The organism is Streptococcus oralis (assembly GCF_006175905.1).
In the GTDB taxonomy this organism is placed as follows: Bacteria; Bacillota; Bacilli; order Lactobacillales; family Streptococcaceae; genus Streptococcus; species Streptococcus oralis_BG.
In genome coordinates this window covers 724069-737755 of record NZ_SSNB01000001.1, presented here as the reverse complement: position 1 = coordinate 737755, position 13687 = coordinate 724069, and the positions used below count along the sequence as shown (strand labels likewise).

The following is a 13687-nucleotide window of genomic DNA, read 5'->3' as shown; positions in this document are numbered from 1 at the left end:
GAAATTCGCTTATAAATTGAAACACTATAATCCCAAACTCGCCTGCCAGTATTTTACCCAAACACCCTATGTAAAAAAGTCAGTAAAAATGGTAATGTCGCTACAATATTATTGATCACATGCACCGCATAGGAAGGATAAATGCTCTTGGTATAGCGGGTCAAACCAGCAAAGATGATTCCAACTGTTGCAAAGACGAAGATATCTAACAGACTAGGAAAGTTTGAAAAATGAGGGAGAGCAAATAAAATGGACGGAAGAAGCAAATCAAGAGCAAATCTCGAATCTTTAAAAAAGGCGTGTTGCAGTAATCCTCTATAGATTAACTCTTCCATCAGTGGAATCAGAAAGAACAGGGCTATATAGATACCTAGCTCTGCAAAGTTAGTCCCACTATAACCAATCAATACAGCCCAACCTTCAGCAGTTGACTGAACATGTTTAGCTGTCTGAACGTTAAAAAAGATCTGGAGCACTACCACTAATACTGTCAAAATCGAATACCAAAGCCATTTTTCTCTTGGAATGCGAAAGAGATAACCATGGCCTGTCTTAACCAGAATCCAAATCATGACTCCGCTAAATAGCAAACTCAAGATATTTTGAATCCAGAAGAAATTGCCAATCTGGGAAGAAAATTGCCAATAGTTTTGGACAATAAGCGTCAGCTGAGAAAGGCCAAATACGAAAAATAGGTAAGAGAAGACAGCACTCATTTTGAAAAGAAGGCGATATTTTTTCATAATAAATCCTCTATAGATGTATGTGTATCACATCGTATAAACCCTCAGAACCACTGTTTTCATTTTTACATCCTAAAAATCACTACCTCCCCTAGAGAACTAAGGAAGGCAGTGATCACATTTTTAGGAATTAGGAATGAATACACGAAATCAATCGATCTTATGATTTTTTGTTTTTCAAGAATTCGTCGTATTGTTTTTGCATTTCGTTCAATACTTTTTCGTAAGCACCTTCAGATTTCAATTTTTCCATCAATTCTGGAATAGCTTTATCTGGGTCTACAGTACCAGTGTTGATAGCTGTATCGAATTGTTGCATTGTGTTAGAAATTGCTGAGATTTCAGATTTCACATTGTCAGTGTTAAAGATGAATCCAAGTGCTGGAGATTCTTTAGCTTCTGCCAATTGTTTCTTAGAATCTTCGATTTGTTGGTCTGTAACGTTTTCGTTGATGTAAAGAATCCAGTTGTTACCAGTGTTCCATCCACCCATGTGAGTATTTCCTTTGTAGCCATCAAGGACGCGTACACGGTTTTCTTTACCTTGAATTTTTTCCCAGTTCTTGCCTTCTGGACCGTAAACAAGACCGTTCAAGAGTTCTGGGTTCGTGTTCAAGAGGTTCAACACTTCCATTGATTTTTCTTTGTTCTTAGAGTTGTTTGAGATAACAAAGTTGGCAACTTGTGTTGTTTGGTTTTTCTTGATAAAGTTAGTGATTGGTTTGATTTGGATGTCTTTGTTCGCAACACGTGAGAGCAAGCTGTTACCGTAGTCAGCTGGTCCTACTGTTTCTTCACGAACGAACCAAGTATCTTGTTGAAGGTCAAATGAAGTGTCGCTGGTTGCTACGTCTTTTGGAATGTATCCTTCTTCATAGAATTTGTGAAGAGTCTTCAAGTGTTCTTTGAAACGAGGTACTTCGTAACGGTTTACGATCTTAGTAGTGTCTCCTTCAAGGTCGATAACAAATGGAAGTCCATTTGGTACTGGGTAGTCAAAGTTATCAGATGGGATAAAGTTCTTCGTAACCGCAAATGGTACTACATCCGGAGCTTTTTCTTTGATTTGTTTCAAGACTGGTTCAAGTGTTTCGTATGAAGTGACACCTGAAATGTCAATACCATATTTTTCAAGAAGAGTTCCGTTGAAGGCAAAGTTTTGAGATGATGCAACGTTAGCTGCAACTGGTACTGCATAGATCTTACCGTTTACAGTGTTCCCTTTGATGTAAGCTGGGTCAAGTGCTTTGTAAAGCTCTGCTCCTTCTTTCTTGTACAAATCAGTCAAGTCAGCGTAAGCACCTTTTTGAGCATTTACGACATAGTTAGATGCAAATGCGATATCATAGTTTTCACCAGATGATGTGATAACAGACATTTTCTTATCATAGTCACCCCATCCAAGGTATTGGATATCCAATTTAGCACCGACTTTTTCTTCGATGATTTTGTTTGCATTTTCTAGCAATTCATCCAAGTTATCTGGTTTGTCACCGATTTGGTACATTTTGATTACAGGTTTTTCACCTGAAGCAGTATCAGCAGCTTTTTTGTTGTTACCTGTAAGGTTTCCACAAGCAGCAAGGCTTGCAGCCAAAGCGACTACGCTAGCAGATGCAAAAGCATATTTTTTCCAGTTTTTCATGATAAAAACTCCTTTTTTTATTTTTAAACTTATAAACGATTTAATAATTTGTAACTTCAGTCACTAAGATGAAGTTGGGAAGGGAGAAACAGTGTTTCTCAGCAAGTGCTATTCTTTCACACCACCGATCGTCAAACCTTTAACAAAGTAGCGTTGGAAGAATGGATACAGAATCGCGATTGGAAGGGTTGCAACAACAACCATGGCCATACGACCTGTTTCTTTCGGTAGAGCAACTCCCAGTTGGCCAGATAGGCCGACTGCTTTTGCAATGTAGTCCATATTTTGTTGGATTTGCATAAGCAAATATTGCAATGGATACAAGTTATCACTCTTGATGTAAAGAAGGGCGTTGAACCAGTCGTTCCAGAAACCAAGAGCTGTCAAAAGCGTGATGGTTGCGATACCTGGAAGTGACAATGGCAAACAGATCTGGAAGAAGATCCGAGCTTCACTGGCACCATCGATACGAGCAGATTCGAGAATGGCTTCTGGAATGGTCTTCTTGAAGAAGGAACGCATCAAGATGATGTTGAATGGTGAGAGGAGCATTGGAACAATCAAGGCCCAAACGGTATCACCAAGTTGAAGCAGGCGAGTGACCACGATATAGCCTGGTACCAAACCAGCATTGAACAACATACTAAGAAGAGCGAAGATTGTAAAGAATCTGCGGTACTTAAAGGTTGTACGTGAGATGGCGTAGGCATAAGTGGTTGTGATGAAGACGTTGGTCACTGTTCCGACTACAGTTACAAAAACTGAGATAAAGAGCGCTTGGAGGATCTTATCTTTAAACTGAGCTAGGAACTGGAATCCATCTACACCAAATTTCGAAGGGAAAAAGCTATATCCATACTGGAGGATGCTCTTTTCGTCTGTCACCGAAATGATGATAACGAAGATAAAGGGCAAGATACAAGAAAGAGCGATCAAACCAGAGATGATACTAAAGAAGATATCTGCTTTCTTACTGAAGGAGTGAATGCCGACATTATCGATTTTTTCTTTTTTAATTTTCTTTTCTGCCATATTCTCCTCCTTTCTAGAACAAAGCTGAGTTTGGATCAACTCGTCTTGCAAGCAAGTTTGATAGGATAACCAGTATCAAACCGACAACGGATTGGTAAAGACCGGCTGCTGAAGCCATACCGATATCTGCTGTCTGAGTCAAACCATTAAAGACATATACGTCTAAAACGTTGGTTACATTGTAAAGCTGACCAGCATTGTGTGGAATTTGATAGAAGAGACCAAAGTCTGCACGGAAGATATTTCCGACTGCAAGGATGGTCAAGACTGTTACAAGCGGAGTCAACTGAGGAATGGTTACGTTGCGAATGCGTTGCCACTTGCTAGCCCCGTCCACTGTTGCTGCTTCGTAGTAGGTTGGGTCAATTCCCATGATTGTCGCATAGTACATGACACTGCTATATCCAAATCCTTTCCAAATACCTAGGAAAAGGAGAAGGTATGGCCAAATGCCTAAGTCAGCGTAGAAGTTGACTTCCTTCATGCCAATGGATGTTAGGAAATGGTTGAAGACCCCTTTGTCAATGTTTAGGAAAGCATCTGTAAAGAAACTAATGATAACCCATGACAGGAAGTAAGGGAACAACATAGACGTTTGGAAAATCTTAACCATTCTCTTAGAACGAAGCTCGCTGAGGATAATGGCAATCCCTACTGATACAATCAAACCGATAAAGATAAAGCCGAGATTGTAGAGAACGGTATTTCGAGTGATGATAAAGGCGTCTTTTGAACTAAACAAGAATCTGAAATTATCTAACCCGACCCATTTACTATTCACAATACTATCTATGAAACCATTACTGGTCATATGGTAGTCTTTAAAGGCGACCACATTCCCAAATACTGGAATGTAAAAGAATAGAATCAACCAGAGTGCCCCTGGTAAAACCATCAAGAGAAAGATCCAGTTATCTCTCAAGGTCTTTGAAAACTTTTTCATACTTTCCTCCCTTTTTATTCCTAAAAACTGATTTCATCGAATTTTTAGGTTTGATAACGATTACATTATTAGTATACTCCTATTTAAAGGTCAGGTTAAACTACTAATTATAGAAAAAACTCCACAAATTATTTTTTGTGGAGAAGTTTTTTTATAAGAAATAGGTTTCACGAGAAACCATTTGTCACTAGCAAGGTGTTTTTTAGGTCGTATAAATCGTCGATGCTGTCGCAATGGTGTGCCACTGGTTGGCTGTTGTGGCTACAAAGTCCTTGTCTCCATAAAAATCATTAAATGGAAGGATTTCGACTTCTAATTCTTCGATGCGGTCAATCTGACCTGCCAGATAAGCCTCGATGCGACTTTCTGCTCGCTTGATCCTTTGCAAGAGTCCACCCATACGGATATCGACCGTATCCAGACCAAAGACCTTGTTTTCCTTCAACCATTGGTGGCTAAAGAGTTTGTGGAAAGTTTCAATCTCACTTCTGAGTTTTGGTAATTCTTGTCTGGCGATTGCTTGCAGACCTTCTTTATCGTTTGTTTGGTAGGCCTGCCGAATGCGCCGTCCCACATCCACTTTACTACTTAAAATATGGTTCAACTGAGCCTGTGTTTCAAAGAGATAAGCATAGTTCCCAGCTTTTCCTTTGATTTCAGAAAGAGTCTCCGCAGCATGCGCAAAGTGAGGTTTGTCCTGCTCAGGTGTCATGTGCTTGTCAAGAATCGGACAGAGAATATCCTGATAAAAGACATAGCGGTTAGGATTGATACCACTGAGATTGTCTGGTAGGTCTGGCAAGAGGTTGGCTAGGTCAATTTGCATAAAGTCCTCAACAGAAAGACCTGTATTGGTTTTGAAGTGTGCAGGCAAACGGTCTAGGTCATTGCGGTAGCTAAGTTCTGCCCAGATTTGCAAACTTGGTAGGATAGAAAACTGAGCTGTCTCACCGCCATTATCTCCCCAACCAGTCACGATGACTTCTTTGATTTGATTAGCACGGCAAGCTTTATTGGCCTCAATAGCTACTAGACGACTGAAATGGTTGTGAGGTGTGAAACCAATCCATTTCCAAGCCCCACCTGCAAAGGCGATATCTTGGCTAATCTTGTGGTGATTGCGGAAATTGCGATTGTACTTTTCTTCGCTGTCCTGATAATAATCCCAGTAAACCAAGGTCACACGGTCTTTGAGACGATCTAGGTAGACACGAGTTTCCTCAGGAATTTCCACATCACGGTCGTACTGGCCATCTGCCGACATGAGTTTAAAGAACATGTCGCTCCACATCTGGCAGTGGAAACCATACTTGTCAGCAATATCCAGCACGCGCTCCAAGTGTTGACATATGAGGAGACTACGGTCCACAACACCGTTCAGAATTAAGTAACGACCTAAACCAACCAAATGGGCTTCGTCCATCCCAATATTGACCTTGCGTGTTTGTAGTTTAGATAGCGTTGCAAACATCCCATCAATCAGGTCATAAACCTTTTCTTCGCCGATAAGGAGAATGTCCTCCACATCACGAAGTTGCTGGACTTCTTTGACACCCCATTTGACGAAGGCCGATAAGTGGGCTAATGTCTGGATACAGGGCACAAAGGTCATATCAAACTGCTGGGCATAGGCTTCGATTTCCTGTAACTCTTCAGCTGAATAAGCCCCACGGAAATAACCAAAATAAGGCTGCCCCTCAATCTGATAGGTGTCTTCCATATAGAGCTCAAAGATTGAGTAGCCCATGAGAGCCAAGACCTCAATCATCTGCTTGGCAGATATGACATTCAAAACTGCATTGCGCGAACAGTCAGCCATGTAGGCCAAATCTTCATAAGCCGCATGCTCCTCAATCTCGACCTTGTCACCTTCTACTAGAGCTGTTGCTAATAAAGACAAGGCGCGGTAGAGTTGGTGAGGTTTGCGATAGGTTAGTTGATAGTGTCCACTTTCACCCTTGATAGAGATAGAGGCTTGATTAGACTGAGCGACTGCAACTTCCACATCTGGTAAAGAGATATGCTTTGTCAGCAAGTCGATTGCCTGAGTTTGTTTAGGACTAAGTCCTGTAAATCTTACCATTGATTTTCCTCCTGTAGCCAGTTGACAAGGGCACCGTAAAGATTGGCATCTGCATGATAGGTGCAGGCCTGGATAACTGGCGCGACCGTGTATCCTTCGTAGGTCTTGACAAAGTTATCGACAGCCTTCTTGACACCTTGGATGAAATCTGGATTTTGACTGATAGAGCCTCCCAGACTAATGACATCTGGATCGATCAGATACTGGATATTGAGCAAGCCTTGAGCCAGATTACGGTTCATGCGCAAAATAGCTTCTCGGCAAAGGGCATTGCCTGCTGCAGCTTCTTGGTAAATCTTGCGACCATCCCAGTCAGTCTGACCAGATTTTTCAATTACGTAGCGAACCATGTTTCCTGTAGAGGCTAGTAGAGACCAGTTGTTGAGTTTTTCAGCTGGTTCAATGGTTGTCATATAGCCAAACTCACCACCTAAGCCGTGGCGACCACGGTGAAGTTTGCCATTGATAATCATAGCTCCGCCAATTCCTGTCCCAATCACGACACAGGCTGCATTTTCAATCTCTGGGTGAGCCAGCAGTTCACTAAGTCCAACACAGTTGGCGTCATTTTCGAGATGGACAGGGAGTTGATGATGAGAAAGGGCCTCATACCAAGAAAAGCCATGGATGTAAGGTACGGCACTGATTCCCTCAATCACACCTGTTTCTTGATTGACCGCGCCTGGAACGCTCATGGCGATCCCACTATAATCTTGCTCTGACAAGCGTTGCTCTAGCCACGCCAGTAAAGACTCCAAACTTTCTGGTGTCGGTGTACTTGTCTTATCTAGTATCTTTCCATCAGGAGTCAGACTGGCAAACTTAATCCCAGTCCCTCCGATATCAATCGTTGCAATGGTCATTGTTCTTCCCATAAAAAGGGGCGAATCAGTAGTTTATCCTTACTCTTTCGCCCCTCCTTTCTATCTCATAGCATTAGTTATAAAACACTTTAAAACTGTTAGATTTCTTCTTTTTTAATCAATTCTGTACGAATTTCTTGTGGCGCTAATAGTCCTGAATGAACTGGGTATGGTCGCTCAAGTAAGTCAAGAATAGTTTGTTGGTGTTCTGAGATGCGCACATTTTCTTGACTCATATTGTAGTAACGGAGTACATATCCTTCTTCATTTTCCGCCACTTTAAAGGCTGTTGGGCAAACTTGTGGTAAGCTGAGTGCCGCATGACTCAAGAGGCTACCAGTTGCTGCAACACTTCCTTCTTGTTTAGCGACCTGAAGACTAGTGAATGGTGTTTGGAAGGCTTTGGCACGACGGAAAGCTGAGAAGCGTTCCCCTGCTTGGTGGCATTCAAGTGTAAACTCGACTTCAAACTCACGCAAACACTGAGCTTCTGGTGTTGGGAAGTAACCCCAGTCACCTAACTCACCTGAGGCACGAAGAATGGTCACGGCAATGGTATCATCTCCAAGGATTTCATACTCGTGCAATCCTTTATTGGCTACCGTCACTCCTTTTTCATCATCATAAAGACTGACAAAGGCTTGTTGGTGTTGTGGATTTTCAGGATTTTCCCAAGAAGCAGCTGGTTTGTTTGGTCGTGTTACTACCTCATAGATGCTTTCAGAGTCATTGCTTGGACGCGTGTTATGAGTCTTAACCAAGAGACGGATACGGTGGTCCTTGGCAGTATTGGTAAAGCGAGTCTTGAAGCGAATTTGTGGATTGTCAACAAAGACGGTCATCTCTGTTTCCAGAGGAAGGGTTGTCAATTCTTCTGAGCGCCCAGCTTCACGCGTCATAAACTCGATGATGCCTCTTTGTTCCGCATCCAGTTTTTCGTCTGCACTTACTGGAATTGTCAATTCATGCTTGAGCAAGATTTTAGCAAAACGTGCTGTATTTTCCAAGACTTCATAGCCTTTGAGTTCTGCGTAGATAGGCTCTGTTCCTTTTGGTTGGAAATAGATGTACTCATTTCCAATGTCACCACGGTCTTCAAAGCGAACAACATCCTCATACGCTTCATGAGTTGTCTTGTCGTAGACTGTGATGTTTTCATCCACACTTACCGTTACAAATGGCGTATCAATCACTCCATTTTGGTAAATACCGTCACGGTGTTCTTGTTCTCCTTCCAGCAATTGGAAGGTTGTCCAAGAAAGTGGTGCCAGATGAACAGGTACTGTCACGCGCACTTGTCGAGCGATGCGAGCCTGACGGAACTTATCTTTTGGCAAATCATACTCAAAGTTAGCTCCCAGATCTTCGATTTTCGCTTCTACAGCATGCCCTTCTAAGTCTTCGACACGGTAGTTTGGCAAGGTCAAGGCTGCCATCTTCTTATAGCCTTCTGTTGGGTGCAATTCTTTGAAATCACAAGTCGCCACATCAATCACGGTGCTGACTGTATCAACCTTGTCATGCAAGCCTGTGTTAATGACGGTAAAGAGATGGTCGCTTTGAGCTTCCTGGGTTGCAATTTTACCCTTCCACTCGTTGAGAAGATTGGTCTTAACGAAGTTTCCGACTTGGTTGACCTTGGCAAAACGTGTTTCCATCTCACGGTGAACTTCGTCAATACTACAGCCACAGATACTGTCATGTGGCGCATTTTGTAGAAGGACTTTCCAAGCATAAGTCAACTGATCCTTATGGTTGTGCCCACCAGTGATGACAGTCAATGGCTCCACTACTTGTTCTAGGAGGTTGCTATTTTCTTGGAAAGCTTGTTTGAGGTAAATACGGGATGAAGAAGTGTTAGCAAGTGTATACCAACCGTCTGTTTCTTGACTGGTCAACTCACCCGTAACGGTAGATAGTTGCTCAGGTAGAGCACTTTCTACTGCATGGACATAGTCATCAAATGAACTATGAACAAAAGTCACATCTGGGAAGAGTTCATTGGCCACACGAATGGCTTCGCTCAGATTTCGCTGTACAGGCTGGTGGTCACATCCGTTCATCATCAACCATTGGTTGGTCGAAGCGTAGTCACGCACGTCTGACAATTTTTGTTTCCAGAAAGTTAGGGCCTCGTCCTTATCAACTGGGATTTCATTCCCGTTACTGTACCAGTTGGCAAAGAGGATACCGAGGACGCGGCTTCCGTCCGCACCCTGCCAGTACATTTCTGAAAACTGGGAAGTAAACTGCTCATCTTCGAGAACTTGGTTGTCAAATCCAATCGGCTTCACACCACGCCCAAAGGCTGCCACGTGAATGCCTGATTTCTGAAGGATTTGAGGAGCTTGTCCCATATTTCCAAAGGTATCTGGGAAGTAACCAATCTGAGTGGATTTGCCCCATTTTGCACATTCTGCTTGACCAATCAAGGTATTGCGGACGTTGGCTTCACTTGAAATCAAGTAATCATCCTGCAAGATGTAAAAGGGACCAATTTTGAGTTTGCCTTCGTCAATGTAACCTTGGACTTTGTCGCGATTTTCAGGGCGAATTTCCAAATAGTCATCCAGGACAATGGTTTGTCCATCCAAGTGGAAACTCTTAAACTCAGGGTCATTTTCAAAGAGATCAAAAAGATTGTCAAACAACTCCACCAACTGCATACGGTGGCTTTCAAAAGGTAAGTACCACTCACGGTCCCAGTGACTATGTGAGATAATATGTACAACAACATTTTCCATGAAGTAAAACCTCATTCTAAATTTAAATTTTAACGTTTTAAATGTAAAGGTGTGATTCTGACACGAATCGGTGAAACTAAAGCGCGCTCCTTAACGAATATCCAGGTAATCCAAGACTAATTCACAGAACATCATGTTGGCCCAAGAAAACCATTCACGTGAGTAAAGCGTTGGGTCGTCCACGTGGAAGCTTTCATGCATGACACCTGTCCCCCCATCACAAGCAACCAGTTGATCCAGCAAGAATTTCTTCTCTGCCTTATCACTTGTTGTCAGGCCTTGGATAGAAAGGGCAATCGGCCAGATATAGCGATAGAAAGTATGAGAACTTCCGAGACCACTAGCATATTCACCTTGGTAGAAATATGGATTTTCAGGGCTCAGAATGGTCCGACGAGTTGCTTGGTAAACCTCATCGTCAATGTCGCAGTAGCCCAGATAAGGCGCAGCCAACAAACTTGGTACGTTTGGATCATCCATGATGCTAGCATTTCCTAGACCATCCACTTCAAAGGCGTAAATCTTTTCACCCTTGCTGTTGGAGGTATAAGCGTAGTTTTCGATTCCTTCTTGGATCTCTGCTTGCAGACGTTTAGCGTCTGCGATGATGTTTTGGCTATCAGCTAGATCTAGTTCTGCAAAGATTTCTTGGACATACCCCAAGACAACGACTGCAAACATATTGGATGGAATCAAATAGCTATACTGACAGCAGTCATCACTTGGTCGGAAGGCTGACCAGGTCATACCTGTCAGGGCAAAGTCAGGTCCAAAGCCATCATTTACCAGAGTATCTTCCTTGCGGTCTGTATCGCGGACAAAACGATATGGAGAGTTGTTGTGGTCCTGCTCTACCGTCCAGAGATGAAGGATTTCCTTGGTCGCAGCGACAAAAGTTTCATCAAACTGACTGGTTTCGCCAGTCTCTTTCCAAAGGAGATAAGCCAGCTGCAAAGGATAGCAAAGCGAGTCCACCTCATACTTGCGCTCCCAGATCCAACCGTTAAGGTCGGTGTGGTCAGTCTCATGGTGACCCTTCCAGTTTTCCTCAATGTTAAAGGAGTTGGCATAAGGATCCTTGAGCACCAAGGTCATCTGACGCTTAACCAAACCAGCGATTGTCTGACGCAGGAGAGGATCTCTTTTAGCCACATGAAGGTAGGGTCTGAGTTGGGCTGTCGAATCCCGAAGCCACATGGCAGGAATATCCCCAGTGAGTACAAAAGTTGAGCCATCTTCTAAGATTTCAACTGTATTATCCAAGGTGTCTGTGTAGCAACGCTCGAAGACATCCACCCACTCCGGATGGTCCTTGGCCCGCTCTGCTACTTCGTCCAGCCATTCTCTAACAATTTCTTTCGAATAAATCATCGTGCAGTTTCCTCTTTCAAACAAGTTTCATGTTCAGTATATAGTTTTTATGCTAGAAAATACATACACAAATGATAGTCATTTTTCTACAAAATTGCTTTCTTTTGAGCTCCATTTCTAAAGGCTCCTTTTTTCTGATATAATGTAGAAAAACAGCTAAAGGAAAGACTATGAAACCACTACTTGAAACCATCGATACCCGCTTTGGGACTGCTAGCAAGCATGCCTTTTCTCGAGGAAATACCCTACCATACACGGGTGTACCTTTTGGGATGAATTATTTTGTGCCCCAGACCAGTGACCAGGAGGGAGCTTGGTTCTTCGATCCGCATCTTCCTATCTTTCAGGGGATTCGCTTAACCCACCAGCCCAGCCCTTGGATTGGTGATTATTCTTGGTTGCTCTTAACACCCGTCACAGGTAAACTGAATGGAGAAAGTCTCTTTCACCACCAGTCCTCCTATGATGTAGATAAAGCTTGCTTCCAGCCTCACTATTTAAAGCTCTTTTCTCTGCGCTATCAGATTGAAACCCAGCTCACACCGACTTGCTACGGTGCTTCTATTCGTTTGGAGCAAAAGCAAGGCAAAGCCCTCTCCCTCTATCTTCACGCAGCAGATGAACTGACCATAGAGCAATTAGATAAGCGGACTCTAGCCCTCAGACAAGAAGGCAAAACAGAGACCAATAAAAATCCACTGATACTCTTCACCGCCCTACAAATAAATACGGATATTCTTGCTGTCAACCAAGAAAGCGGAGACTGGCGGATTGACTTCGCAGATAGCCATGCCGAGATTCAACTAGCGACTTCCTTTATTTCTCCTTCTCAAGCGCTATTTAATCTACCTCAAACGGACTTTGATAGCTGCAAAGCAAATGCCCAAGCAGACTGGGAAAATCTCCTCCACCGTTTTGATATCGTGGAAACAGGGGAAGCCGACCGGACCTTCTTTGATCACTGCCTCTACAGACTCTTCCTCTTCCCACAGACATTTTATGAGGTGAACGAGTCAGGGCAGGCCATCCACATGGATTTGTCTACTAGTACTGTCAAGCCTGGTGTCCTCTTTAGCAACAATGGTTTCTGGGATTCCTTCCGCACTACCTTCCCCCTCTTTGCTCTTATCATACCGGAACACTATCACCGCTTTCTAGAAGGTTTCCTCAATAGCTACCGCGATACTGGTTTTCTTCCAAAATGGCTAGCCCCAGATGAACGCGGCATGATGCCTGGCACTCTTTTAGACGGCATTATCGCAGATAGCGCCCGCAAGGAAATGGCCCCCGACTTGGAAGAAGAACTCCTCCAAGCCATGCTGGAGACAGCCACCAAGTCCGACCCTCTCGGCATCAATGGTCGTCACGGTTTGGCACAATACCAAGAATTAGGTTATCTCTCTACCGACCACCACGAAAGTGTCAGTCACACCCTTGACTATGCCTATAGCGACTTTTGTATCGCCAGCTGTTCCAAAAAACTAGGGAAAACAGAGATTGCTGACACTTATAACACTTCTTCTCAAAATTTCCGTCATCTCTTTGACTCTGAGACAGGTTATATGCGTGCGCGAGATCGTCAAGGCAACTTCCGTCCTGATTTTTCTCCTTATAGTTGGGGACGAGACTACGCCGAATGTTCTGCCATTCAAGCGACTTTGGGCGTCTTACATGACATCCCAGGTTTGCGTCAACTAATGGGTGGAAAAGAAACCTTTAGCCGCTACCTTTTGAAAGCCTGTCAGGATGATCCTCTCTTTGAGACGACTGGCTATGGTTACGAGATTCATGAAATGAGCGAGATGGCTACAGCTCCTTTTGGGCAAATCGCCATTTCCAATCAACCTAGCTTCCACATTCCTTATCTCTTCCGCTACAGCGACTACCCTGACTATACCGCTCTTCTCATCAAGACACTACGTCAGAAAGCCTTTCACCCAAGCTGGGAAGCCTATCCTGGCGATGAGGATAATGGCAGTCTCTCTGCTTGGTACATCTGGTCGGTTCTCGGATTCTATCCGACCTGTCCAGGCAAACCAAGCTACGACCTCGGAATCCCTCTCTTTGACCATCTCCGTCTCTACCTTGCCAAAGAAAATAAATGGTTGGATATCCATGCCGAGCAAAACCACAGCCATTTCAACTTTGTCAAAGAATGCCGATTGGACAAGACCATAGTATCTAGCCTTCAACACCAAGACCTCTTGAAAGCTGAGCAACTGACCTTCACCCTCAGCTGGCTACCAAATCACTCCTAACCAAA

General features: G+C 43.4%; 9 protein-coding genes. 1 reads left to right on the top strand and 8 read right to left on the bottom strand.

The features are described from left to right. Positions 1-53 precede the first annotated feature (53 nt). The 8 genes from E7Y33_RS03640 to E7Y33_RS03605 all read right to left on the bottom strand — a co-directional run bounded on the left by E7Y33_RS03640 (position 54) and on the right by E7Y33_RS03605 (position 11424). The gene (locus tag E7Y33_RS03640; RefSeq protein ID WP_139689673.1) at positions 54-743 is read right to left on the bottom strand and encodes a CPBP family intramembrane glutamic endopeptidase; all 690 of its coding nucleotides are present in this window, start codon (positions 741-743) and stop codon (positions 54-56) included. Between the two features lie 160 nt (positions 744-903). Continuing rightward, positions 904-2388 carry an ABC transporter substrate-binding protein gene (locus E7Y33_RS03635; protein ID WP_139689672.1) on the bottom strand — a complete coding sequence of 495 codons (1485 nt, stop codon included), beginning with the start codon at positions 2386-2388 and terminating at the stop codon, positions 904-906. A 108-nt stretch (positions 2389-2496) separates the two neighbouring features. Beyond that, positions 2497-3420, bottom strand: coding sequence for a carbohydrate ABC transporter permease (locus tag E7Y33_RS03630; protein ID WP_000818344.1), 924 nt, complete (start codon positions 3418-3420; stop codon positions 2497-2499). Positions 3421-3433: 13 nt separating this feature from the next. Next, positions 3434-4363, bottom strand: a complete 930-nt coding sequence (locus E7Y33_RS03625) for an ABC transporter permease (protein ID WP_000714584.1) — start codon at positions 4361-4363, stop codon at positions 3434-3436. Positions 4364-4565: 202 nt separating this feature from the next. Further along, positions 4566-6446 (bottom strand): beta-N-acetylhexosaminidase, encoded by a 1881-nt coding sequence (locus E7Y33_RS03620; protein WP_139689671.1) that lies wholly within the window; start codon positions 6444-6446, stop codon positions 4566-4568. Next, positions 6440-7309 (bottom strand): ROK family protein, encoded by an 870-nt coding sequence (locus E7Y33_RS03615; RefSeq protein WP_161976029.1) that lies wholly within the window; start codon positions 7307-7309, stop codon positions 6440-6442. Before E7Y33_RS03615 ends, E7Y33_RS03620 begins: the two co-directional genes overlap by 7 nt. Before the next feature lie 98 nt (positions 7310-7407). Then, positions 7408-10053 (bottom strand): alpha-mannosidase, encoded by a 2646-nt coding sequence (locus E7Y33_RS03610; RefSeq protein ID WP_139689669.1) that lies wholly within the window; start codon positions 10051-10053, stop codon positions 7408-7410. A 90-nt stretch (positions 10054-10143) separates the two neighbouring features. Next, a complete protein-coding gene (locus E7Y33_RS03605; RefSeq protein ID WP_000640535.1) occupies positions 10144-11424 on the bottom strand; it encodes a glycoside hydrolase family 125 protein in 1281 nt (426 codons plus the stop codon). Positions 11425-11594: 170 nt separating this feature from the next. Between E7Y33_RS03605 and E7Y33_RS03600 the strand changes: the two genes are divergently transcribed. Continuing rightward, positions 11595-13682: a GH92 family glycosyl hydrolase gene (locus E7Y33_RS03600; protein WP_139689668.1), complete on the top strand. Its 2088-nt coding sequence runs from the start codon at positions 11595-11597 to the stop codon at positions 13680-13682. Positions 13683-13687: the final 5 nt, after the last annotated feature.